We start from the raw sequence: 24447 nt of genomic DNA on the forward strand, positions 1-24447 counted from the left end.
TTTTTACGCCCGCATCTCGCCAACGCAGATAACCTATTGGTACTAGCCCCCCGGTTCAGCTGGCCGGACTGCCTACACTGCCCAGGCACCGCGCCCCCACGGCGGCGGGTGGCCCGGCAGCGGATCAGGGGGAGAGACCCACAGATTTGCCGTCCGCGGCCGTTGTTGTTCTGCCCCACCCTTATCTAGCAGCTACCGCCCATGCGCCCTACGCCCCTGTTCATCGCCCTGGCCCTGACCACCGCCCCGCTCGCCGCCACCGCGGCCGACTGGGACAACTGGCCGACCAAGACCACCTTCAGTGACGGTACCGAGCTGGCAGCCACTGCCAACATTGCCTACGACCTCAACGACTTCTCCGGCGGCAGTGGCATCGACGATGCCGACGCCGTGCGCCGCAAGGAATTCGGCGCGACCCTGAAGAAGAAGGGCGTGTACGACGCCATGGTCTATTACGACTTCCAGGCCGACACCTGGCTCGACGTGTTCGTGCGCTTGGAAAGCAAGGCCTTCTTCGGCAGCGACATCGGCCGCTTCCGCTTCGGCTACATGAAGACCCCGGTCGGCCTGGATGCCGGCACCTCCTCGCGCGCCGGCAGCTTCCTGGAGACCGCCCTGCCCGTGCAGGCGTTCTACGAAGGCCGCCGCACCGGTGCCGAATGGGTGCTGGAGCGCCCGCAGTACCTGCTGCAGGCCGGCGCCTATGGCGGCAAGGACCTGCAGGGCGACAACCCCGGCACTACCCAGGCCGTGCGTGCGGTGTGGACCCCGGTCAAGGCCGCGGGCGACGTCGTGCACTTGGGCCTGGCCTATTCGCAGGAAAACCCGCGCGGTTACCGCGATGGCCGCGATGTTTCGCACCCGGCCAGTGCCCGCCTGCGCGCGCGCCCCGAAGCCGGCTTGACCGATATCCGCCTGGTCGACTCCGGCGCACTGACCACCGCCGACAAGATCGTGCGCACCGGCCTGGAAGGCATCTGGATCCGCGGCCCGTTCTCGCTGCAGGGCGAAGCGCTGCAGACCACGGTCAGCCGTGACGGCAAGCCGGATTACACCGGCAACGGCCAGTACGCGATGGCCAGCTGGATCCTGACCGGCGAATCGCGCCCGTACAACGCCGGTGCCGTGGCCAACGTCAAGCCGGCCCACGACTACGGCGCGGTGGAGCTGGTAACGCGCTACAGCCGTATCGATCTGGACGATGCCGACGTGTTCGGCGGCCGCCAGCACGATTGGACCATCGGCGCCAACTGGTACCTGACCTCGCACTTCAAGTTCCAGGCGAACTACGTCAAGGTCGACGCCAGCCGTCGCGGCGTGCGCAGCCAGCCGGAGATCTTCGAGCTGCGTGCCCAGATGCACTTCTGAGCCCGCCCGGCGGACGCGTTGATGCGCGTCCGCCCTGCCCTGCCTAGACTGACGGCATGTACCGCGTCTCCCGCTATCGTCCCTGGCTGCTGCTCATCGTCCTGATGCTCGGCGGCACGGCGCTGTGCGCGCTGCTGGCCGGGCGCTATGCCCAGCAGCGGGCACTGGACGATGAAAGCCTGCAGGTCCGCCGCCAGCTCGGGCTGTATGCCCAGACCCTGCAGCAGCGCATTGATCGTTTCGGCACCCTGCCGCAGGTGCTGGCGCTCGACCCGGACCTGCACCAGGCGGTCTCGCACCCCTTGAGCGCCGCCGAACGACAGCGGCTCAATCTCAAGCTGGCCCAGGCCAACAATGTCACCCGCGCCTCCACCCTGACCCTGATCGACCGGCACGGCATTGCCGTGGCCGCCAGCAACTGGGACCAGCCGACCAGCAACGTCGGCGAGGACTACAGCTACCGCCCCTATTACCAGCAGGCGATGGCACACGGCAGTGGGCACTTCTACGGCATCGGCATGACCACGGCCGTGCCGGGCTACTTCCTCTCCCAGGCGATCTACGACGCCGGCGGCAGCGTGCTGGGCGTGGTCGCGATCAAGATCGAACTGCGCGCGCTCGAACAGGAGTGGCTGCAGAGCCCGGACATCGTGCTGGCCACCGATGCCCACGATGTGGTGTTCCTGGCCAATGGCGATGCCTGGCGCTACCGGCTGCTGCGCCCGCTCGGCCCGCAGGAACGCAACGAGATGCTCGCCACCCGCCAGTACGCGGACCGCTCACTGCAACCCCTGCAGGCACGCACCGTGGAAGTACTGGCCGATGGCGGGCGCATGGTCCGCGTGGAGCAGCCTGCGCTGCCACGGCCGGTGCTGTGGCAGACCCTGGCGCTGAACGAGCCGCAGTGGAAGCTGCACCTGCTGCATGACGCCAGCGCCAGTGCCGCGGTCGGCCGGAGTGCTGCGCTGGCCGCCGGCGGCATCTGGCTGGCACTGTGTTTCCTGGGCCTGTTCGTGCAGCAGCGCCGGCGCCTGGCCGCGCACCGGCAGCGCAGCCGGCGCGAGCTGGAGAGTGTGCTCAAGCAGCACGCGCAGGAACTGCGCACCGCCCAGGATGGCGTGCTGCAGGCAGCGCAACAGGCCGACAGCGGTCTCAGCCGCAGCCTGGCGCACCTGCCGCAGGGCGTGGTGGTGATCGACAACGAGCAGAAGCTGGTCGCCTGGAATGCACGGTATCTGGAGCTGTTCCGCTTCCCGACCGGGTTGATCCGGGTCGGCCGGCCGATCGAGGAGATATTCCGCTACAACGCACGCCGCGGCCTGCTCGGCCCGGGGCCGATCGATGAAGCCATCGAGCGTCGCCTGAACCATCTGCGCAGCGGCCGCCCGCACATGCGCGAGAGCGAAAAAGACGACGGCACGGTGCTGGAGATCCGCGGCAACCCGCTCCCCGATGGCGGCTTCGTCACCAGCTATGCCGACATCACTGCCTACAAGAACACCGCACGCGAGCTGCGCTCGCTGGCTGATGCGCTGGAACATCGCGTGGCCGAGCGCACCCGCGATCTGGATGAAGCGCGCCGGGAAGCCGAGCGCGCCAATCGCTACAAATCGCGCTTCGTGGCCTCGGCCGTGCACGACCTGCTGCAACCGTTGAACGCGGCGCGGATGTTCGTCTCAGTGCTGCGCGGCAAGCTGCAGGGTGACGCCCGCGAGCTCAGCGAGCACGTGGATGCCGCACTGGCCGCGCAGGACGGCATCCTCAACAGCCTGCTGGACATCTCGCGGCTGGAATCGGGCGCGCTGCAGACCCATGTGCGCCCCTTCGCACTGTCACCGCTGCTGGAAACGCTGGCCCGCGAGTTCGGGCTGGCCGCCGACAGCCGCGGCCTGCAGCTGCACTGGGTGGATACGCGTGCCGTGGTGGTGAGCGATGAAGCGCTGCTGCGCCGCATCCTGCAGAACTTCCTCTCCAACGCGCTGCGCTACACCCCGCGCGGCCGCGTGTTGCTCGGCTGCCGCCGCGATGGCGATCAGCTGCGCATCGAAGTGCACGACCAGGGGCCCGGTATACCGGAGAGCCTGCAGAGCGAGATCTTCGAAGAATTCCGCCGGTTGGATGACGGTGTGGACCAGGAACGCGGGGCCGGGCTGGGTCTGGCGATCGTGGAGCGGATCGGCCGTCTGCTCGGCCATCCGATCCGGCTGCGTTCCACCCTGGGGCGCGGCAGTGTGTTCTCGATAAGCCTGCCGTTGGGGGCGGCAGCGGACGTGGTGGCCGCACCGGCGCCCGCGGTCGCCCCGGTGGTCGATAGCGGCGATGACAGTCCGTTGCGCCACTGCCGGGTCTGGAGCATCGACGATGATCCGCGCGTCTGCGCCGCCACCCGCGCGCTGTTGGAGCGCTGGGGCTGTGAGGTGGAACTGGCCGATGGGCCGCAGGCCGCGCTCGAGATCGCCTCGGCGTTCAATGTGCCCAAGCTCCTGCTGCTGGATGTGCGCATGGGCCAGTGGCACGGACCGGACCTGTACGAACAACTGTGCGACCTGTGGCACGCGCGCCCGCCGGTGATCCTGGTCACCGCAGAGCGCGACGATGCGCTGCGCGCGCAGGCCGCGGAAAACGGCTGGGGGTTCCTGTCCAAGCCGGTGCGCCCGCCCGCGCTGCGGGCCCTGATGACACAGCTGCTGCTACGGCATCGCAGCTGAGCACGCGCCGCTAGACCCCTGCGCCCGCATCCCCTTCCGGCTCCAGGGCCTTCACCAGCACCGCCGCCTGTGTGCGGCTGTGGCATTCCAGCTTCTTCAGAATCGCGGTGACGTGCACCTTGACCGTGTTCTCGGCCAGGCCCAGCTCGTAGGCGATCTGCTTGTTGAGCAGGCCATCGGCCAGGCACAACAGCACGCGGAACTGCTGCGGGGTGAGCTGCGCCAGGCGGGTGGCCAGCAGCGCATCGGATTCGGACCGTTCTGCCGCCATCGCCGGGAACCACACCCCGCCATCGAGCACCGCCGCCACTGCCTGGCCCAGGGTCTCGGCCGGGGCCGACTTGGGAATGAAGCCGGCTGCGCCGAATTGCTGCGCACGCCGGATCACCCGCGGGTGGTCATTGGACGACACGATCACCACGGGCACATCCGGATGCCCGCCGCGCACGTGCAACAGCGAGGAGAACCCGCGTGCGCCGGGCATGGTCAAATCCAGCAGGACCAGCTCGATCTCCGCATGCTGGTCCAGCGCTGTCTCCAGCGTGGCGGCGCTGGCCACTTCGATCACAGTGACCTGTGGCAGCGCCTGGCGAAGCGAATGCACGACCGCGGCACGCAGCAGGGGATGGTCGTCGGCGACCAGAACGGTGATGTCACTCATGCGCCGATTGTAATGAGGTTAAACGGCCAGCGGAGGCATCCCCAGCATCCCCGAGGTGCCAACCCAACCCTGCCTACACACGTTGAGCGTCTGGAGAAAAGCCCCCTTCGTGTTGAAGGGGGCGCGCCAGCGGCGCGGGGTTGAGGTGGAATGCGAGGGCAGCAGGGACGGCGAGGCCGTTGTCGGCCTCACCGTCCCTGCTGCATGCTGCCGCGCCACGCGTCCAGGAACTGGCGCCGCTTGAGCCCGTCCAGGTACACCAGCAAGCCCGGGCCGAGCTGGATCGGGCGGTAGCTGCGCTCTGGCGACGCCCCCCGGCGCTGGCCCGCCGCCGGCAGGATCGGCATCAGCCGCGCCTCGCGCGAGAGCACCTCCTGCCCGCGGGGCGACAGCAGGTAGTCCAGGAACCGGCGGGCTTCCCCGGGGTGCTGGCCGCCACGCGGAATCACCGCAGTACGCAGCATCACCAGGGTGTAGTCCTCCGGCTCGATGATGCCCAACGGTGCACCGGCATCGATGCGGGCCTGCGCATACGATCCCAGCACGTTGTAGACCAGCGAAAGTTGTCCGCTGCTGACCCGGTCCAGCAGCACGCCGGTGCGCTCCTCCAGCTGCACCCGGTTGTCGCCGAGTGCGCCCAGCAGCGCGCCGGCCATGCTGCCGCGCTGACCATCCTGGGTAGCGAGCAGATACCCGACGCTGCTGCGCTGCACGTCGTAGGTGCCCACCCGGCCCAGCAGCGGTGCATCCGGCGCACGCAACAGCTCCAGCAATTGGCGGCGCGTGTGTGGCACGCGCGCCGCCGGCAGCATGCGCGTGTTGTAGACCATCGCGACCGGCTCGTAGCTGATCCCGAACGCCTCGTGCCGCCACTGCGCCCACGCGGGCAGCGCATCAGTCTGTGCCGAGCGATGCGACAGCGCATGCCCGTCGTTGACCAGCTTGGTCTGCAGGTCCATGCCGCTGCTGATCAGCATGTCCGGTGCGGTCGAGCTTCTGCGGTCACGCAGGTAGCGCGCGTACATCTCCTGCGCGATCACGTCCTCATAGACGATCTCGGTGCCCGGGTGCAGCCGCTGGTAATCGGCAATGACAGTCGCAAACACCTCGATATCGGTGGAACCGTGGATGCGCAGCTGCGCGGTCGGCGTGCCCTGCGCGGGAAAGCGCTGCACGTCGCCGGGATCGGCGGATGCAGTGACAGCGACCACCATCAGCAGCAGACCGGTCAGAACGTTCATGCGTGCCTCCTCGGCAGCCGGATGGTGGCGATCAGGCCGCCGTCCACCCGGTTGGACAGATCGATGCAGCCGCCATGGCTGTCCACCACCCGCTTGACGATCGCCAACCCCAGCCCCGCCCCTCCGGCCGCCGCGCCTTCGCCCCGCGCGAAGCGCTCGAACACGCGCTCGGCATCGGCGGGTGCAATACCGGGGCCATGGTCGGCAATGGTCAACACGCAGTGGCGCTCCTCGGTGGTCAGGGCCACCTGCAACGCGCCGTCACCACCGTATTTGAGCGCATTGTCGATCAGGTTCTTGATCGCTTCGCGCAGCAGCAGTGCATCGCCGCTGACCCACGCCGGATCGCTGGTCACCGCCAGCTGCACGCGGGGGGCCGGCAACGCCTGTGGCACCGCCTCGTGCAGGGCCTGGTGCGCGATCTCGGCCAGGTCAACCAGCGCGAAATGCTGCAGGTTGGCGCGATGGATCACGCTGGCATCGCTGAGCAACTGATTGAGCAACCGGCTCATGTGCGTGGCATTGCGCTCGATGGCCTCCAGGCTGCGGCGCATGTCCTCAGGGTCTTCGTCGTCCAGCGCCAACTGCGCCTGCGCACGCAGCGCGGCCAGCGGGGTGCGCATCTGATGGGCCGCCTCGGCCATGAACGCCCGCAGGGTTTCATTGCTGTTCGAGAGCCGGCCCATGAAGTGATTCAGCGCGCCGACCATCTGGTCCATCTCCTGCGGTGTGGTCGCATCCAGTGGGCGCAGGTCGGAGGGTTCGCGTCTGGACAACTCGCGTTCGACCCTCACCAGCGGGCGCAGCGCACGGTGCACCCCCAGCGCGACCAAGGCCAGCGACAACAGCGACAACACCACGATCGCCACCAGCGCGCGGGTCACCATATCTTGTGCCAGCGCCTCGCGCGCCCGCCGGGTCTGCCCCACCTGCACACGCACCTCCGCCTGCGCGGAGGGTGATGAGACCCGTCGTGAGACCACCACGAAGCGCACCGTTTCACCGCTGTAGGGGGCGTCGAACAACTGCGGGCGATCGGTCGGCGTGCGCGGCGGCGCGGGCAGGTCGTCGTAGCCGGTCACGGTCTGGTTGCGCGCATCGAAGACGCGATAGAACACGCGGTCTTCCGGTGCCATCGCCAGCAGGTCGAGCGCGGCATACGGCAGATCGACCTGCCACTGCGCGTCCACCAGCGCCACCGAATCAACGATCGACAACGCCGAGGACACCAGCAGGTGATCGTAGGAGCGGTTGGCGGCACGCTGGCCATAGTCACGCGCACCAAAGAACAAGGCGACGGCGAACAGCGCCATCAACCCGCCCAGGTACAGCCACAGCGTGCGCCGGATCGAGGATGGCGCGCGGGCCTCAGTCACCATCGGGACTGCCCTCGGCCGCCGCATCGTGCGCCTCAAGCAGATAGCCACTGCCGCGCACGGTCACGATGCGCAGGGGTGCCTGGGCCAGCTTTCGGCGCAGGCGCCCGACATACAGCTCGATGGCGTTGGGTCCGGCCTCGTCATCGAAGCCGAACAGCCCGTTGCCGATCTCGTCCTTGCCGACCACCTGCCCGAGCCGGCCCATCAGGATCTCCAGCAGCCGGTATTCGCGGTTCGGCAGCTCGATCGGCTGACCGTCCAGGCTGACCCGGTGCGCGGCGTTGTCGAACTGGAAGCCACCGATCTGCACCACCTCGCTGGCCTGCCCACGGGCACGCCGCAACAGCACACGGCAGCGCGCTTCGAACTCGCGGAAATCGAACGGCTTGCCGAGGTAATCATCCGCGCCCACGTCCAGTGCCTGCACGCGGTCCTCGATGCCATCACGTGCGGTGAGCATCAATACCGGCGTGCTGTCACCGCGCTCGCGCATGCCGGCCAGCACGCGCAGCCCATCCAGTTTCGGCAGGCCGATATCGAGCACGACCAGATCGAAGGTCTGGTAACGCAGCACGCTCGCCGCGGCCAGTCCATCGCTCTGCCAATCCACGGCATGGCCACTGCGGCGCATGCGGCGGACGATCGCGTCGGCCAGGTCCGGGTTGTCTTCCACCAGCAGGATGCGCATCGGTCGGGATCGGAAAAGGTGCGGGAATGCTAGCGCGTGCGAGCCCCGCCGTGCGCTTCGCTGCGGTGCAGCACTGGCTGACAGGTGGATGACAGCATCCCGGCACTAGGCTGCGCCATCGCGTCATCACCGAACATCCGGTACCTGGGAGGGTCCATGGAACTGAACGCACTGCGCTGGTGCCTGCCGGCCGCCTGCACGCTGTTGTGGGCCGCGCCCGCCTGGGCCGCCGACGACGGCGATGACGACCGGCCGGTCACCGCGACCCTGGGCGGCCGCCTGCACCTGGATTTCGCCGACTTCGACAACGACCGTCGCGGCACCCCGAACAAGGACGACACCGAGATCCGCCGCGCCTGGGTGGATGTCTCAGGCAGGTTCTTCGCCGTCGACTACAAGCTGGAAGCGGATTTCTCCGGTGACCGGGTCGAGGCCAAGGATGTGTTCGTCAGCCGCAGCTTCGGCGATGCCGGCAAGCTCACGGTGGGCCAGTTCAAGCAGTTCTTCTCGCTGGATGACCGCACCAGTTCCAACTACGGCAGCTTCCTGGAGCGCGGCAATGCCGGCACCACGCTGGCGCCGCTGTACCGGCTGGGCGCGTCCTGGCAGGCTGCGCGCGGCGACATGACCTGGGCTGCCAGCGCGTACAGCCTGGAAAGCATCGACGCATGGCAGGTCAAGGGCCGCGCCGCCGGTGGCCGCGCCACCTGGGCACCCGGCGCCACGGCCGGTGATGTCCTGCACCTGGGCCTGTCGCTGGCGCATGAGCGCTACGACAACCCGGGCACGGACGGCGTGCCTGCCCTGCGCATCCGCCCGCGCCCGGCCGGTCATCTGTCCGACAACAGCCGCCTGACCCTGGTCGATTTCTCGGCCGGCCGCGACACCGACGTCAACAAATGGTCGCTGGAATACGCGCAGGTGCGTGGCCCGCTGTCCTGGCAGGGCGAGTTCAGCGGCGCCACGTTCGATGACGGCAGCCAGCGCGGCAAGGTCCTGGCCGGCTACGGGATGCTCAGCTGGTTCGTCACCGGCGAATCGCGCGTGTACGACCGCAAGACCGGGCGCTTCGGGCGGGTCAAGGATTTCCAGCACGCCGCCGGCGCGTTCGAACTGGCACTGCGCTATGACCAGATGCGCGGCGACCAGCACCTGATCGGCCAACCCGACCTGCGCGACGGCCAGACCGAGGCGTGGACGCTGGGTGGCAACTGGTACATGCGCCCGAACCTGCGCTTCATGCTCAACCTGATCGAAAGCCGCAACCGCGACCGCCTGGCCGAGGCCACCGTGGACCGCACCCGCGCGGTCACCGGCCGCCTGCAGTACGACTTCTGATGCCCACTTTCCGCACCGTTTCTTCTGGAGAATGCAGATGATGCTGAGCATCCTCGGCTTTGGCATGGTCATTACATTCATGTACTTGATCATGAGCAAGCGGCTCTCGCCGCTGGTCGCCCTCATCACCATTCCGATCCTGTTCGCGCTGATCGGCGGCTTTGCGGCCGGCATCGACGACATGATGCTGGAAGGCATCAAGAAGATCGCGCCGACCGGCGTGATGTTGATGTTCGCCATCCTGTACTTCGGGGTGATGATCGATGCGGGCCTGTTCGATCCGCTGGTGCGGATCATCCTGCGCTTCGTCAAGGGCGACCCGATGAAGATCGTGCTCGGCACCGCCATCCTGGCGATGCTGATCTCGCTCGACGGTGATGGCTCGACCACGTACATGATCACCGTGTCGGCGATGCTGCCGCTGTATCAGCGCCTGGGCATGAACGCGTTGAACATGACCTGCGTGACCATCCTCGCCGGTGGCGTGATGAACCTCACCCCGTGGGGCGGCCCGACCGCCCGCGCCGCCACCGCGCTGCATGTGGACCCGGCCGACGTGTTCGTGCCGCTGATCCCCTCGATGGTGATCGCCTGTGCCGGCGTGCTGGTGTTGGCCTGGTACCTGGGCATGAAGGAGCGCCGTCGTCTGGGCGTGGTGACCCTGCCGCAGGGCGGCAGCTGGATGGACAACAGCGTCTCCGATGATGGCAACACGCTGCCGACGGTGGAAGACGCCGAAGACACCAAGCGCCCGAAGCTGCTGTGGGTCAACCTGGGCCTGACCATCGCGCTGATGACCGCGCTGATCCTGGGTGTGCTGCCGATGCCGGTACTATTCATGGTCGGCTTCGCGATCGCCCTGGTGATCAACTACCCGAACCTGGCCGAGCAGCGCCGCCGCGTGGTCAACCATGCCGGCAACGTGCTGTCGGTGGTCTCGTTGATCTTTGCGGCGGGCATCTTCACCGGCATCCTCAACAACACCGGCATGGTCGAGGCGATGTCGCACAGCTTCCTGGCGATCATCCCCGACAGCTGGGGGCCGTACCTGGCGGTGATCACCGCGCTGGCCTCGATGCCGTTCACCTTCTTCATGTCCAACGACGCCTTCTACTTCGGCGTACTGCCGATCCTGTCCGAAGCGGCCGGCAACTACGGCATCACCCCGGTGGAGATGGCGCGCGCCTCGCTGGCCGGCCAGCCGGTGCATCTGCTCAGCCCGCTGGTGCCCTCGACCTACCTGCTGGTCGGCCTGGCCAAGGTGGAGTTCGCCGACCACCAGAAGTTCACCCTGAAGTGGGCGATCGCCATTTCGATGCTGCTGATGTTCGGTGGGCTGCTGTTCGGCCTGTATCCGCTTGCGTCCTGACCCGCCTACCAAGGAGCGTTCCGCCATGACTCTTCGCATCGCTTACGTCACCAGCGCCATGGGCAGTGTCGGCACTGCCATCTGCCAGAAACTGGCCCGCAACGGCCACACCGTGGTGGCCGGCTGCGCACCCAATTCCCCGCGCAAGGCCGCCTGGCTGCGCGAGCAGCGCGAACTCGGCTTTGATTTCATCGCATCGGAAGGCAACGCGGCGGACTGGTCGTCGACCGTGGCGGCGTTCGCGAAGGTGAAGGCCGAGGTCGGCGAGATCGATGTGCTGGTCAACAACGCCGGGGGCAGCCGCGATGTGCTGTTCCGGCAGATGAGTCCGGACGATTGGAACGCGGTGATGGGCTCGAACCTGCATGCGCTGTTCAACATCACCAAGCAGGTGATCGATGGCATGAGCACGCGCGGCTGGGGCCGGATCGTGAACATCGGCTCGGTGAGTGCGCACAAGGGCCAGATCGGCCAGGTGAACTTCGCGACGGCGAAGGCGGCGATGCATGGCTTCAGCCGGGCGTTGGCCAATGAGGTGGCGACGCGGGGTGTGACGGTGAATACGATTTCGCCGGGGTATATCGCGAGTCAGTCGATCAGCAGTTTTCCGCCGGATGTGTTGGATCGTCTGGCAGGTTCGGTGCCGATCCGGCGGTTGGGCAAGCCGGAGGAGGTGGCGAGTCTGTGTGCGTGGTTGGCATCGGACGATGCGGCGTATGTGACGGGTGCGGATTATGCGGTGAACGGTGGTCTGCACATGTTCTGATGGTTTTGCGCATCCCACGTGATGCGTGGCCTCCCCCACGAGGTGAGCCGCGATGCTGGTTGGCATCGCGGCTTTTTTTCTTCCGGGATTTCGGGAACGTTGGGCTACTTGCAATGGCAATGGCAATGGCAACAGAAACAGCAACTGCAACTGCAACTGCAACTGCAACGGTGGGGCAAAAGCCGGACTGCAGGCCCGTGTCGCGCTGGGCAGGCACGGGTGGGTTGGCGGGACCCGCTGCAAGTACGTCCATGTAAGCTCGTGTGTTGCCATCCATGGCAACACACGGTCCCGCCAACCCACCCGTGCCTACCCTTTGACAGTGAGCTGGTGCGCAACGAAAAAGCCGGCGCTTGGTGCCGCCGTTGCATTGGCTTGGCTTGCTTGGATTCGTTCGCTTCGTTGACTTCCTTGGACCGCTTGCCCTGCTTGGACCGCTTGCCCTGCTTGGTCCGCTTGCCCTGCTTGGTCCCTTGGTCCGCTTGGCTCGCTCGGTTCGATTGATCTGCGTAGCTTTCCCAGCTGAGGTGGCTCAGCTCGAGTAGCCTCGGCCTTGTCCGTCTGCGGCGTTGCGTTGCTTCGCCATGGCCACCAACCAACTGTCGGAGGCGTGGGGTGTGTGGGTTGGCGGGACCGTTGTGCCGCATGGATGCGGCTCACGAGCCCCCATGGACGGGCTTACGGCGCGTCCCGCGAACCCACACACCCCACGCCTGGCCCAGTCATCTGGGAGGCAAAGCCACCGACCAACGGTCGGTGGCTACCCATGCCCAAGCAAGCGGAGATCAGAACTCCGCAGCCACCGTCATGAACACCTGGCGCGGCGCGCTCGCGTGGATCGCATAGCGCGTGCCGGACGGATCCGTCGGCGCGAACGAACTGAGCTGGCCGGCATACCGCTTGTTCGTCAGATTGGTCGCATTGAGCGACACCTTGATATCGCGCAGCCCCATGCCCGGCCCGAACGAATACCCCATCCCCGCATCGAACGTCGTCACACCCGGCACCGACTGATCGTTGGTGTAGGTGTAATAACGCTTGCCCGTGTACTTCGCGCGCAGACTCGCGAAGAAGCCATCGCGGTTCCAGCTGATCTCACTGGAGGCCATGCGCTCGGGGGTGTCCACCGTGATCTTGCCGGCCACCGGCACGATCGCACCGCCCGAGGTGTAGTCGTCCTCGTAGGTGGTCTTGTTCCACGAGAGCGCGTTGTACCACTGCAGGCCATCCATCGGCTTGAGGATGAAGGTCAGTTCCGCGCCGCGGCTTTTCACCGAGCCCACGTTGATGAAGCGCGTGATGCACTCCGGGCGCGTGCCCACTTCGATGCTGGTGCAGGGGTTGAGCGAGAGCAGGCGGTTGTCGAACGTCACGTGATAGGCCGCGAGGGAGGCCTGGTACTTTTCGCCGAAGGTACGGAAGCCGGCTTCCAGCGTCTTGGACTTCTCCGGTTCCAACCCGGCGCTGGCCGCGAAGGACTCTGGCGAGACCTGCAGCGGGCCGCCGCTGCCACCACCGACGAAGGCGGCGATGTTCTCCGAGTAGGAGGCGAAGACTTCCTGGTTCGGGCTCAGCTTGAAGCCGATGCCGGCCTGCGGCAGTACCGATTCCTTGGCGGTCAGGGTGCCGGAGGCGTAGCTGGCTTCGGTGCCCGGCTTGGCGTTGGCGGTCATGCGCGTGTTCGGGCTCTTGATGCCCACATCCACGGTCAGGCGGTCGTCCAGGAAGCGCATGCGGTCCTGCACGTAGAACTGGCGCGTGCGGATGTCGAAGTCCTGGTCGAACAGGCGGCGGTCCGGATGGTTGAGGTAGCCGTCATCCAGGAACGGGCCGGTGATGTAGTAGAAGTTGCGCTCCACGTTGTGGTCGTTGCGCTCGTACCACAGCCCCGCTTCCAGCGAATGGATGCCCCATTGCCAGCTCAGTGCGGCGGTGATGCCCTGGCGGTTGATGGTGTAGTTGGTGCTGCGGATGGAGATCGGGAGCATCTCCGGCGTCCCCGGGTTGGAGGGCTGGCCCGGTGCCCACCAGTGGCCCTGGCCGCGGTTCTCGTGGTGGTAGCCAAGCAGCTTCAGGCGGGCGCTGTCGCCCAGCGCGAGGTCGGCATCCAGCGAGTACAGGTTGTCGTCGCGCAGCGCGCGGCTCTGGTAGTACGCGTCATCGATGCTGTTGACGCCACCGGTGAACGCGCACTTCTGCGCGTTGTAGGTGCCCGGTGCGCAGTAGGCGGCGGCGACCGCGCGATCCCAGTCCGGCGCATAGATGTTCCAGTCCCAGCCGAGGCCACGCGCGAGCATGCTCTTGGACAGGTAGGCGTAGTTGGCCTGGCTCACGCGCGAGGTGGCAGCGAAGGCACCGAAGCGGTTGTCACCCACGGTCCAGATCGCCTTGGCGTTGAACTGGCGGGTGGTCTGGTTCTGGTTCGGTTCGGCCCACATGTCCGAATCCTGATGCACGCCGGACACATAGGCCGAGAAGCCGTTGATGTCGCCGGTGTCCACGCGCAGGTAGCCGCGGCGCTGGTTGTCATCGCCGACGGTGACGCTGGCCTTGCCGCCGAACTCGGTGGACGGGTCCTGCGAGAAGTACTGGATGGTGCCGCCGAGGTTGCTGGTCGAGGCGACGCCCAGCGAGCCGATGCCCTGCGACAATTCTGCGCCGGCGAGATTCTCGGCGATCAGCGCACGGGCGATGCTCAGGCCGTTGTAGTTGCCGTAGCTGTTGTCGCCCAGTGGAATGCCGTCCAGCGTGTAGCCCAGGCGGCTCTTGTCGAAGCCGCGCAGGCTGATCGTCTGCGACTCTTCGTTGGCGCCGAAGGCATCGTTGGACTGCACGGATACACCCGGCAGGCGATCGAGGATCTTCTGGCCGCTGGTGCCGGGCGGCAGCACTTCCTTGTCCACGGCCGTGATGCGCTGCACCTGGCGGGTCTCGCCCTGGCCGATCACCGAAACGGTATCCAGGGTCTGCGCGCTGAGCGCGACGTTGGCAGCGGCGGTGGCGTCTACATCGGTAGCGTGGGCGTTGGCAGCGCACAGCGCGAGCGCCACCGCGATCGTCAGGGGTCGGGTAAGCATGGTCGTCCGTTACATGGGGGAAGATGACCTGCGCAACGCAGGTGCATGACCAGCATGCGAGCGGAAGATGAAAGGATCTTTACGATGCGGGTCATCGCAGATGAATTGCGATGCAGTGCTCACTAACGCATGGGAGCGCGCGGAGGGAGCGCGAGGCAGCCGGCCAGCGGCCGGCACTACTCTGGGGCGAGCTGATCCATGCGGATGCGGTTGGCGAACAGTGAGAATGCGAGCATGCCGGCCAATCCGTTCGCGCGGCTGACCCAATGCGGCAGCCAGCGCGGCGGGCGCAGGATGCCTTCTTCAAACAAGGGGGCGAAGGCGATCGCGTCGGTCAGCGACATCTTGCCGGCGAACAGCCACCGGCAGACCTGCAGGCGGTCTTCGGCGAGCATGTGGCGGAAGAAGGTATGCACGGAGACCAGCCCGCGCAGATACACCGTGTCCTTGGTGAAGGCCGCGCCGCCGCTCGGGGGTACCCCGCGGAACACGCGCTGGGCGGAGGCGAAGCTCTCTTCGTTGTTCTGGCCGGCCTCGCAGAAGTAGCGGAACACCTCGATGAAATCGGCCCCTTCGCGCGCCATGGCGATGGCTTCGGTGCGCAGGCTGATGCGCTTGAGGCGCTCGATGTCGATGCTGCCGGTGATCTGCTCGGCAAAGGTCGCCAGCCCTTCCTGGGTGGCGGTGACCCGCGGCGAGGACAGCGCCAGGCTGGGCAGGTGCGGCTGCTCGCGGCCGTTGAGCGCGGTCAGCGAATGCACCAGCGCCTCGTGGTGGAACAGCTGCGCACGGTCGTAGGCGCTGAAGCGTGCGCTGGTGCGCAGGCGAATCCGGTTCGGGCCGGCCGCCGCCTTGGAGATCAGGTCGGGATCCAGCTGGACGCTGATGATGCGTGACTCAAAGAACGCATCCAGATCACTCTGCAGCTGCAGTTGCAGCGCGGTGGCCGAGACCGGCACCTGTTCTTCCGGCGCGAGCAACTCGTGGTCCAGTTCCTGCGCGATCTGGATGAAGTGGCGGGCGGCATCGCGGGTGCTGGGGCCGTTGCCCGGCAGCGGCTGCTCGGGCGCGCCGAACAGCTCCACCGAGTAACGATCCACCTCGGCGGTGCCCAACGATTCCAGCAGGCCGGCGGCCTGGTCCCAGCTGTGCGCCGAGCGCTGCACGTACAGGCCGATGGGATGGTCGGGATCGCATTGCGCGCTGATCGCGGCCAGCCGATGGCGGGTATCGGTGAAATCGAGCTTGGGGTAGTCGACCTGCGGCAGCACCGGCTGACCGCGGGCGACGCTGGCCAGGAACGGCGCCTGCAGCGCGGCCGGCCAGCTGGTCAGTCCCAGCAGTTTGATCCCGCCCACCGCCTCGACCAGTTGGGCATCGAGCGCGGTGTGGTGGGCGACGTCACGATCCACGGTCATTGGCGTGTCCATGGGCGGACAGTAGCAAAAGCTATCGCCGGCCGCCCTTCCCGCCCGGGCGCCATTGCGCACCCTTGCCGACGTGCTTGCGCTCGATGGCCTGCTGCGCCTGGCGCACGGCCAGCTTGGCCGCGGCGGCAGCCACTTCTTCTTTCAGCTTGAAGTAGTTGAGCAGGCGCTCTTCATCCAGCGTGCCGTCATCGATGGCCGCGCGGATCGCACAGCCCGGCTCACGCTGGTGGGCGCAGTCGCGGAAACGGCATTGTGCCGACAGGGCTTCCACGTCGGAGAAGCCGCCTTCGCTCAGGGCCTCCTCGCCGGTCGGCTTGAGCTCGCGCATGCCGGGTGTATCGATCAGGCAGGCCCCGGCCGGCAACGGAATCAGTGCACGGTGGGTGGTGGTGTGGCGGCCGCGCGAGTCGTTGACGCGCACATCGGCCGTCTTCATGCGCTCATGCCCAAGCAGCGTATTGGTCAGGGTCGACTTGCCCGCACCGGAGGAGCCGACCAGTACCACGGTCTGGCCAGCGGCGAGCCACGGCAACAGGGCCGAGGCGCTGGCCGGGTCCTTGCCGTTGATCGCCAGCAGCGGAATGTTCTGCGCAGCCAGTTCTTCCAGCACGTCCAGAGCATCCTGGCTGTACTCGGTCTGGTCGGCCTTGGTCAGCACCACCACCGGCTGTGCACCGCCCCCGCCGACCAGCAGCAGGTAGCGCTCGATCCGGCGCGGATTGAAGTCCGCATCCAGCCCGCAGACGATGAACACCGTATCGATGTTGGCCGCGATCACCTGCTGGTGGTAATGCTCGCCGGCCGCGCCGCGCTTGATCGCGGTGCGCCGGGGCAGCAGGGCAACGATCTTGATGCCCTCAAGCAGCACCCAGTCGCCGACCGCCGCGCGCTCGTGGCTGGGGAAGCGTGGGCGCTGCCATTCCGGCGGGGATTCGGTCTTGATCGCCGCTTCCGGCGCATCGGAGACGATGTACCCGGTGCGATGCTGCTCGATCACCCGGCCCGGGCGCGCCTGCGGGAACTGCTCGAACAGGGCCTGCCAAGCCGGCAGTTCGGGGCCGCCCGGCCAAGGCCAGCCAATGGTCTGCAGGGCAAGGTAATCACTGGGTTCGCTCATCGTGCCCATTCTAAAGGGTGTGGCCACCAGGCGTCGCCGCGGGGGACCGGCGCAGGCGTGGACGGACGGAAATCCTTTCATCTGCAACTGCCTTGCAGGGCCGGGCGTTGGGCCGGAAACGCTTGCCCTGCAACGCAACAATTCCGCTACCATGCGGTTTCCATGCCTGAATGACGGCCCGTTCATGTCCACGCCCCCGCTGAAGCCGCTCGCCACTCGCGAGCGCCTGTCCGAAGTCCGCTACGAGATCCGGGGCGAACTGGCGCGACGAGCGCGGGAGCTGGAGGCCCAGGGCCGCAAGCTGATCAAGCTCAACATCGGCAACCCGGGCAACTTCGGGTTCCGCGCGCCTGAGCACCTGCAGCGTGCGATCGCCGATGACATGGGCCGCACTGATCCGTACACCCACCAGCAGGGCCTGCCGGAGGCGCGCGAAGCCATCGCCGCCGCCTACGCCCGTCGCGGCGCACCCGATGCGCACCCGGACCGGGTGTTCATCGGCAATGGCGTCAGCGAGCTGATCGACCTGTCGCTGCGCGCCCTGCTCAATCCGGGCGATGAAGTGCTGGTGCCCTCGCCGGATTACCCGCTGTGGTCGGCCGCGACCATCCTCAACGATGGGCGCCCGGTGTATTACCGCTGCGCACCGGAGAACGGCTTCCAGCCAGACCCGGTCGAGATCGAGGCGCTGGTGTCCTCGCGCACCCGCGCGATCGTGCTGATCAACCCGAACAACCCCAGCGGCGCCAGCTACTCGCGCGAGCTGCTGGAGCGCATCGTCGCCATCGCCGCCAAGCACAACCTGCTGCTGATGGTCGATGAGATCTACGACCAGATCCTCTACGACGACGCGCAGTTCCATGCGGTCGCGCCACTGGCCGGCGAGCATCCGTGCATCACCTTCAGCGGCCTGAGCAAGGTGCATCGCGCCTGTGGCTGGCGCGTGGGCTGGGCGATGCTGTCCGGCGCGGCCGAACGGCTGGGCGAGTTCCGTGCGGCGATGGACCTGCTCAGCGCGCTGCGCCTGTGCGCCAACGTGCCGGGCCAGTACGCCATCGATGCGGCGGTCAACGGGCCGGACACCATCTCGCCGCTGTGCGCACCCGGTGGCCGTCTGTATGAAACCCGCCGCGCGGTGATCGAGGCCTGCAACGCCAGCGAGCATCTGTCGCTGGTGGCTCCGGCCGGCGCGCTGTACGCATTCCCGGCGGTGGTCGGTGCGGCGGCACGCAGCTTCGATGACCATGATTTCGCGCTGGAACTGATGAACGAAGAAGGCGTGCTGGTGGTCCCGGGCTCGAGCTTCAACGTGCCTTACCGCCACCACTTCCGCGTGACGCTGCTGCCCGAGCCGGAGGTGATGCGCGATGTGTTCGCCCGCATCGACCGCGCCCTGGCACGCCGTGCCGAGGCCAACACCAAGGTGGTGCCGCTCAAGCCGCGCAGCGCGGTGGCCTGATGGGCCTGCCGTACCTGGCGCTGGGCGATTCCTACACGATCGGCGAAGGTGTCGAGCCGGCCGGGCGCTGGCCGATGCAGTTGGCCGCGGCCCTGCGCGATATCGGCGTGCCTGTGGATGACCCGACCATCATCGCCACCACCGGCTGGACCACCGATGAGCTTGAGGCCGGCATCGACGCCGACGCACCGCAGGGGCCCTTCGAGCTGGTGAGTCTGCTGATCGGGGTCAACGATCAGTATCGCGGGCGCAGCGTGGACGAGTACCGCCCGCGTTTCACCGCCCTGCTGCAGCGCGCGCTCGCCTTCGCCGGCGACCGTGCACCGCGCGTGCTGGTCCTGTCGATCCCGGACTGGGGCGTGACCCCCTATGCCATGGCGTCCGGCCGCGACCGCGTGCAGATCGGGCAGGAACTGGATGCCTACAACGCTGCCGCTGCAGCGATCTGCGCCGAGCATGACGTGGCCTTTGTCGACATCACGGACCTGAGCCGCCAGCTGGGCGGCGAGAGCGTCATGCTGGCCGAAGATGGTCTGCATCCGTCCGCCGCGATGTACACGCTGTGGCACCAGCGCGCGTTCGAAGTGACGCGCGTGCTGTGGGCGGAGCCGACCCGCTGAGCGAGGCCGCGCTGCCGCTGGGCAGGGAGCAGGCCCGCCGGATCGCCACGGCGTTCCTGCCGGCACAGTGGTTCGGCAACCGTCGCGATTATTACTACAGCCGCGGCAAACTCGGCAGCGATCCACTGTATCCCGGCGTGCTCGGCGCATTGAACGATGCCCCTGCCGTGCCCTTGCTGGATATCGGCTGCGGCCTCGGGCTGCTGGCCCACGTGCTGCGCGAGCATGGCAATGCATTGCCGTATCACGGCCTGGACATCGACGCCGGCAAGGTCGCACGCGCCGAACAGGCCAGCGCCCGCGCCGCGCTGCCACAGGCACGGTTCACCTGCATGGATGCCAGTGCCGCCCTGCCCGCCCACCTCGGCAACGTCGCGTTGCTGGACGTGCTGCAGTACCTGCCCGCGCCCGCGCAGGCGCAACTGCTGCACGATGCCGCCGCGCGCGTGGCCCCCGGGGCGCGGCTGGTGATCCGCACCACGTTGGCTGACCACAGTGGCCGCGACCACGCCACGCGGATCACCGACATGCTCGCGCATCTGGTGGGCTGGATGGGCACGCGCCCACGCCACTACCTCGACGCCGAGAGCCTGCACACCCCGCTGGAAACCGCCGGGCTGCACCTGCGGATGACACCGCTGTACGGCAATACCCCGTTCAACAACTGGCTGATCGTCGGCGATCGTCCGCTCGCTGCGTAGTCGCCGTGGCTCGCGCCGCCGACCGCACGCGCGCATACTCGCCCCCCTTTCCGGCACGGAGCCGCCCATGCAAAGACAGACTCGACATTCCGCGCTGGGCATCGCCGCGCTGATCGTCAGCGCCTGTGGCCTGGTGATGCTGCTGCTGAGCATGCATTACGCGCATGCGCCCGAACACGCGGCCATGCGCGAGCTGCCGTGGTCGCTGGCGGCGCTGCTCGGCAGCAGTGTCGGCCTGGCCATCCTGGCCCTGCTGCTCGGCCTGGGCAGCGTGCTGCAGCCGCGCCGGCGCCGCCTGTTCGGCATCATCGCGCTGCTGGTGACGCTGGGTCTACTGATCGCACAGCTGTCGCTGGGCGGTTGGATCCGCGACCAGTGGCATGCCTCGCATCCGCCAACAGACGCCGCGGCCGCGCAGCCCCTCGCCCCCTGATTCCCCGTTTCATCGCATCGACAAGGAGCCCTGATGCACCCCCCTCATTCCGGCATGGGTATTGCCGCGTTCATTACCGCCCTGTGCGGTGCCGTGTTGATGCTGGGCCTGATCGTCGTGGCCGGCGTTATCGAAACCACGACCCCCGGCGGCATGGAGGAGACCTCGATGTCGGCGATCCTGGTCGGCCTCAGCCTGATGTGCACCGCGCTGATGCAGCTGGTGGCCTTCGGCCTGGGCGTGGCCGGTGCATTGCAGGCAGACCGCCGCCGTGTGTTTGCGATCCTCGGCCTGGTGATCTCGATCGGCAGCATCCTCGGTGTGGTGCTGCTGATGATCATCGGCTCGCTGAGCTGATCCCGGCCTGCGCCGGGTACCGAGCTGGCGTCAGTCCGGCAGACCCGCGTGCAGGCCACGTGCCTGCACCGCCTGCAGCACCGCCTCGATGATGGCCAGGTTGTGGCCATGAGCGGCGCCCTCGTGCAGCAGCACGATACTGCCCGGCGCCAGATCACGGGTGATCCGTTCGACCACCTGATCGGGCCTGCACTCCACCCCGTCGAAACCGCGCGCGCTCCAGCCGACCCGGGTCAGCTGCCACTGTTTCAACGCAGGGGCCACGAATGGATTGGTCATCCCGACCACCGAGCGGTACCAGCGCGGTGGCGTGCCGGCGATTGCGGTGAGGGCCTGCTGGCATTGCGCGATCTCCGCGGCCATGGCCTGTCGCCCCAGCCGCCAGAAACGCGCTTGCGGGTGGCGGTGGCTGTGGTTGCCCAGGCTGTGCCCGCGGGCCAGCATCGCGCGGACCAGGTCCGGCTGCGCCTGCGCGCGTTCACCGACCAGGAAAAAGGTCGCCCTGGCCTCGTAGCGGTCCAGCAGATCGAGCACCGCCGGGGTGTCCGCCGACGGGCCATCATCGATGGTCAGCCAGACCTTGCGGGCATCGCCGGGCAGGCGGCTGAGCACGGGGGCGTAGAAGCGGCTGTTGGGGAGGAACACCGGCACCATGAACAGGGCATGGGTCGCCACCATCAGCGGCAGGCCGTAGCGCCAGCCCCAGGCGGCCCAGACCAGCACCACCAGCAGCTGCGACAGCACCAGCCACGGCAGCCAGCGCCAGGGGCGGCGGGGAATGCGATACAACGTTTCCGGTACGGTCATGCCCCATGATGCCATGCCGCGTAGAATAGGCGGTTCGCATATCCGGACCCTGACCGTCATGTCCCTTGATCCCGCCCTGCGCTCGCGCATCGAATCCATTCTCAACGCCAACCGCGTCGTGCTGTTCATGAAGGGTCAGCCGAGCATGCCGCAGTGCGGTTTCTCGGCTAAAGCCGTCGGCGCCCTGCAGGACCTCGGGGTGGAGTTCGACCACGTCAACGTGCTGGCCGACGCGGACATCCGCGAAGGCATCAAAGCCTATGGCGAGTGGCCGACCATTCCGCAGCTGTACATCGATGGCGAGCTGATCGGTGGCAGCGACATCATCCTGCAGATGGCCGGCAACGGTGAGCTGAGCAGCGTGCTCGGGCTGGCCGCACCGGACCGCACCCCGCCGCGCATCACCGTGACCCCGGCCGCCGTGGAAATGCTGCGTGGCGCGCTGGCCGATTCCCCGGGTGCCTCGTTGCAGCTGGGCATCGACGCGCGCTTCCAGCCGAACTTCCAGCTGGCCCCGCACGATGACAACGCGATCGCCGCCGAGTCCAACGGCCTGCGCGTGCAGTTCGATCTGGCCAGCGCCCGCCGCGCTGAAGGCATCACCATCGACTGGGTCGACGACATCCGCGGCAAGGGCCTGGCGATCGACAACCCGAACGCGCCCAAGGCCGTGCAGGAACTGAGCGTGCGCGACGCCGACGACCAGCTGCGTGCCGGCAGCATCACCGTGGTCGACGTGCGCCCGGCCGACGAACGTGCGATCGCGGCGATCAACGCGCCGTTCGAGACCTTTGACGGCGACAACCGCGCCCGCCTGGAAGCCCTGCCCAAGGACACCGCGCTGGCCTTCCTGTGCCACCACGGTGGCCGCAGCGCACAGGCCGCCGAGCAGTTCCGCGCCCTGGGCTTCACCAAGGTGTCCAACATCACCGGCGGCATCGACGCCTGGTCGAACGAGGTGGACAACGGCGTGCCGAAGTACTGATCTTCAGCATGTTGCGGGAAAGAAAAACGCCGGCATTGCCGGCGTTTTTTTGTTCGTGGCGCCGGTGGCGTCCATCCACCGGTCAACCCGCAAACCCACCCTCGGCCAGGTAATCCAGCTCCTCCGGCGTCGGCATCCGCCCCAGCACCGCATTACGGTGCGGGAAACGGCCAAAGCGGCGGATGATGTCGCGATGCAGTTCGGCGAACTGCAGGTATTCCTTGTCGCCCAGCGCATCGAACATCGCCACCGAACGCTCCTGGTCCTGCGGATCCTCGGAGTGTTCGAACGGCAGGTAGATGAAGGCCCGCAGCTTGGGCACCAGCTGCAGGTCCAGCCCTTCCTCTACCGCACGCATGGCGTAGTGTCGCGCCAGGCCATCGGTGGCATAGGCGTGCGCCGTCTCGCGGAAGCAATTGCGCGGGAACTGGTCGAGCAGAATCATCAGCGCGAGTGCACCGTCGGCACTGCTCAGCCAATGCTCGCGGGCGCGGCGCGCGGCGGCGAAATGCTCTTCCTGGAATTGCTGGCGAAACCGCGCATCGAACGCGTCATCGCGCGCGAACCACTGCTGCGGTCCGGCGTCTCGCCAGAACTCCACTACTTGTGCCGCCACGTCCATTCACTACCCCTGTGGATGACACGCCCCAAGACGTCCATCCGTTCCATTGCCGTTACTCGTCAAAACGCAGGTGGCGGACCGACTTGCCGTTGCGCCGTATCAGCTTAAGCGCCTCGATACCGATCTGGATATGGTTCTCGACGAACTGGGAGCTGACCTTGGCATCGGAGACCTCGGTCTTCACGCCGTCGGGAATCATCGGCTGGTCGGACACCAACAGCAAGGCCCCGATCGGAATGTGGTTCGCAAAACCGGCCGCGAACAGGGTCGCCGTCTCCATGTCGATGGCCATGCAGCGCATCACCCGCAGCTTCTCCTTGAAGGCCTCGTCATGCTCCCAGACCCGACGATTGGTGGTGTAGACGGTGCCGGTCCAGTAATCGTGGCCGAGGTCGCGAACCATGGTCGAGACTGCCCGCTGCAGCGCAAAGGCCGGCAGGGCCGGGACTTCCGGCGGCAGGTAGTCGCTGGAAGTGCCCTCGCCGCGGATTGCAGCGATGGGCAGGATCAGGTCGCCCAGCTGGTTTTTGCGCTTGAGCCCACCGCACTTGCCCAGAAACAGCACCGCCTTGGGCATCACCGCCGACAGCAGGTCCATGATGATGGCCGCGTTCGGGCTGCCCATGCCGAAGTTGATCAGGGTGATGTCGTCGCTGGTGACGCTGGCCATCGGCCGGTCCGCGCCCTGGATGGGGGCGCCGGTCAGCTGGGAAAACGTATGCAGGTAGCCACCGAAGTTGGTCAGCAGGATGTGCTGCCCGAACTGCTCCAGGGGCACGCCGGTGTACCGCGGCAGCCAGTTTTCGACGATGTCCTGTTTGGTTTTCATGGGGCTGTTCCGACAAACGACAGGCGACAATTCTGCGAGACCAGCCGGGCGGCGTCGAGCGTTGCCGCTCAATCGGGGTGGTCGATCCCATCGGCCCTGCCCTTGAGGACAAGGCAGGCCAGCAAAAGCACGGCGGCCGGTATGGCAAGCAGCAGGACAAGGGCCGTCGGCGCACCAAAGGCCCAGAGCGAGGCGGCAAAGGATATGGACGATATGCCGACCAACGGAAAGGCGTACTGGATCCGTTTGATCACCAGGTAGCTGGCGGTGGCCGTCAGCAGGGAGAGTGCTGCGAGGAGGATGCGCGCTTCTTTGGGCAGCCCGCTGGGCGACTGCTCGAAGAATCCGGCCACCAGCATGAGGCCGGACGCGAACGCCAGAACGACGAGCAACAGGTAGTAATGCCTGGCGTGCTTGCGATCAAAGCCTTCGGTTACGTTCATCGACACTTCCTTGTGAATGCAGGGTCGCACGGGTGACCTACGCGAGCCG

The 24447-nt window shown here is 67.1% G+C and carries 22 protein-coding genes; 11 read left to right on the top strand and 11 right to left on the bottom strand.

From position 1 onward, the window contains the following. The first annotated feature begins 201 nt into the window (after positions 1–201). On the top strand, positions 202–1368 hold the full coding sequence (locus BCL79_RS08010; RefSeq protein ID WP_121039657.1) for an OprO/OprP family phosphate-selective porin: 1167 nt from the start codon (positions 202–204) through the stop codon (positions 1366–1368). A gap of 56 nt (positions 1369–1424) precedes the next feature. After that, positions 1425–4076 (top strand): hybrid sensor histidine kinase/response regulator, encoded by a 2652-nt coding sequence (locus BCL79_RS08015; RefSeq protein WP_121039660.1) that lies wholly within the window; start codon positions 1425–1427, stop codon positions 4074–4076. 10 nt (positions 4077–4086) lie between these two features. Here the strand turns inward: BCL79_RS08015 and BCL79_RS08020 are convergent, their stop codons facing one another. From BCL79_RS08020 to BCL79_RS08035, 4 genes are all read right to left on the bottom strand, one after another. Further along, the gene (locus tag BCL79_RS08020; protein ID WP_121039663.1) at positions 4087–4737 is read right to left on the bottom strand and encodes a LuxR C-terminal-related transcriptional regulator; all 651 of its coding nucleotides are present in this window, start codon (positions 4735–4737) and stop codon (positions 4087–4089) included. Positions 4738–4925: 188 nt separating this feature from the next. Further along, on the bottom strand, positions 4926–5978 hold the full coding sequence (locus tag BCL79_RS08025) for an ABC transporter substrate-binding protein (RefSeq protein ID WP_121039666.1): 1053 nt from the start codon (positions 5976–5978) through the stop codon (positions 4926–4928). Then, positions 5975–7357: a sensor histidine kinase gene (locus BCL79_RS08030; RefSeq protein ID WP_183073700.1), complete on the bottom strand. Its 1383-nt coding sequence runs from the start codon at positions 7355–7357 to the stop codon at positions 5975–5977. Before BCL79_RS08030 ends, BCL79_RS08025 begins: the two co-directional genes overlap by 4 nt. Then, on the bottom strand, positions 7347–8045 hold the full coding sequence (locus BCL79_RS08035) for a response regulator transcription factor (protein ID WP_121039669.1): 699 nt from the start codon (positions 8043–8045) through the stop codon (positions 7347–7349). Before BCL79_RS08035 ends, BCL79_RS08030 begins: the two co-directional genes overlap by 11 nt. 156 nt (positions 8046–8201) lie before the next feature. Here BCL79_RS08035 and BCL79_RS08040 point away from each other — a divergent pair, with 156 nt between their 5' ends. From BCL79_RS08040 to phbB, 3 genes are read left to right on the top strand one after another with little or no spacing between them, the layout of a single operon-like run. Continuing rightward, entirely contained in the window at positions 8202–9383 is a 1182-nt protein-coding gene (locus tag BCL79_RS08040) for an OprO/OprP family phosphate-selective porin (RefSeq protein WP_121039672.1), read from the top strand. Positions 9384–9423: 40 nt separating this feature from the next. Continuing rightward, entirely contained in the window at positions 9424–10752 is a 1329-nt protein-coding gene (locus BCL79_RS08045; protein ID WP_070473693.1) for a CitMHS family transporter, read from the top strand. Positions 10753–10777: 25 nt separating this feature from the next. After that, the gene (phbB, locus tag BCL79_RS08050; RefSeq protein WP_088432597.1) at positions 10778–11518 is read left to right on the top strand and encodes an acetoacetyl-CoA reductase; all 741 of its coding nucleotides are present in this window, start codon (positions 10778–10780) and stop codon (positions 11516–11518) included. A gap of 785 nt (positions 11519–12303) precedes the next feature. On the opposite strand, the gene BCL79_RS08060 is transcribed toward phbB, so the two are convergent. The 3 genes from BCL79_RS08060 to rsgA all read right to left on the bottom strand — a co-directional run bounded on the left by BCL79_RS08060 (position 12304) and on the right by rsgA (position 17151). Further along, on the bottom strand, positions 12304–14595 hold the full coding sequence (locus BCL79_RS08060) for a TonB-dependent receptor (protein ID WP_121039678.1): 2292 nt from the start codon (positions 14593–14595) through the stop codon (positions 12304–12306). Between the two features lie 176 nt (positions 14596–14771). After that, positions 14772–16013, bottom strand: a complete 1242-nt coding sequence (locus BCL79_RS08065) for a flavohemoglobin expression-modulating QEGLA motif protein (RefSeq protein WP_121039681.1) — start codon at positions 16011–16013, stop codon at positions 14772–14774. A 31-nt stretch (positions 16014–16044) separates the two neighbouring features. After that, a complete protein-coding gene (gene rsgA / locus BCL79_RS08070) occupies positions 16045–17151 on the bottom strand; it encodes a ribosome small subunit-dependent GTPase A (RefSeq protein ID WP_121039684.1) in 1107 nt (368 codons plus the stop codon). Positions 17152–17326: 175 nt separating this feature from the next. Here rsgA and BCL79_RS08075 point away from each other — a divergent pair, with 175 nt between their 5' ends. The 5 genes from BCL79_RS08075 to BCL79_RS08095 all read left to right on the top strand — a co-directional run bounded on the left by BCL79_RS08075 (position 17327) and on the right by BCL79_RS08095 (position 20712). Next, the gene (locus BCL79_RS08075; protein WP_121039687.1) at positions 17327–18601 is read left to right on the top strand and encodes a pyridoxal phosphate-dependent aminotransferase; all 1275 of its coding nucleotides are present in this window, start codon (positions 17327–17329) and stop codon (positions 18599–18601) included. Beyond that, positions 18601–19221: an SGNH/GDSL hydrolase family protein gene (locus BCL79_RS08080; protein WP_121039690.1), complete on the top strand. Its 621-nt coding sequence runs from the start codon at positions 18601–18603 to the stop codon at positions 19219–19221. Before BCL79_RS08075 ends, BCL79_RS08080 begins: the two co-directional genes overlap by 1 nt. A 17-nt stretch (positions 19222–19238) precedes the next feature. Next, on the top strand, positions 19239–19922 hold the full coding sequence (locus tag BCL79_RS08085) for a class I SAM-dependent methyltransferase (protein ID WP_183073757.1): 684 nt from the start codon (positions 19239–19241) through the stop codon (positions 19920–19922). A 67-nt stretch (positions 19923–19989) separates the two neighbouring features. After that, positions 19990–20355 (top strand): hypothetical protein, encoded by a 366-nt coding sequence (locus tag BCL79_RS08090; RefSeq protein WP_121039696.1) that lies wholly within the window; start codon positions 19990–19992, stop codon positions 20353–20355. A 33-nt stretch (positions 20356–20388) separates the two neighbouring features. Then, on the top strand, positions 20389–20712 hold the full coding sequence (locus BCL79_RS08095) for a hypothetical protein (RefSeq protein WP_121039699.1): 324 nt from the start codon (positions 20389–20391) through the stop codon (positions 20710–20712). A 30-nt stretch (positions 20713–20742) separates the two neighbouring features. On the opposite strand, the gene BCL79_RS08100 is transcribed toward BCL79_RS08095, so the two are convergent. Then, complete coding sequence (locus BCL79_RS08100; RefSeq protein ID WP_121039702.1) at positions 20743–21519, bottom strand: polysaccharide deacetylase family protein; 777 nt, start codon at positions 21517–21519, stop codon at positions 20743–20745. 58 nt (positions 21520–21577) lie between these two features. Between BCL79_RS08100 and grxD the strand changes: the two genes are divergently transcribed. After that, a complete protein-coding gene (gene grxD / locus BCL79_RS08105) occupies positions 21578–22504 on the top strand; it encodes a Grx4 family monothiol glutaredoxin (protein WP_121039705.1) in 927 nt (308 codons plus the stop codon). Positions 22505–22586: 82 nt separating this feature from the next. Here grxD and BCL79_RS08110 read toward each other — a convergent pair whose 3' ends face one another. The 3 genes from BCL79_RS08110 to BCL79_RS08120 form a co-directional block, all read right to left on the bottom strand. Continuing rightward, entirely contained in the window at positions 22587–23126 is a 540-nt protein-coding gene (locus BCL79_RS08110) for a DUF924 family protein (RefSeq protein WP_121039708.1), read from the bottom strand. A 52-nt stretch (positions 23127–23178) separates the two neighbouring features. Next, positions 23179–23955, bottom strand: coding sequence for an AMP nucleosidase (locus tag BCL79_RS08115; RefSeq protein ID WP_088432404.1), 777 nt, complete (start codon positions 23953–23955; stop codon positions 23179–23181). 68 nt (positions 23956–24023) lie between these two features. Further along, positions 24024–24398, bottom strand: a complete 375-nt coding sequence (locus BCL79_RS08120) for a hypothetical protein (RefSeq protein WP_121039711.1) — start codon at positions 24396–24398, stop codon at positions 24024–24026. Between the last annotated feature and the right edge of the window lie 49 nt (positions 24399–24447).

The organism is Stenotrophomonas rhizophila (assembly GCF_003651185.1).
Taxonomy (GTDB): Bacteria; Pseudomonadota; Gammaproteobacteria; order Xanthomonadales; family Xanthomonadaceae; genus Stenotrophomonas; species Stenotrophomonas maltophilia_Z.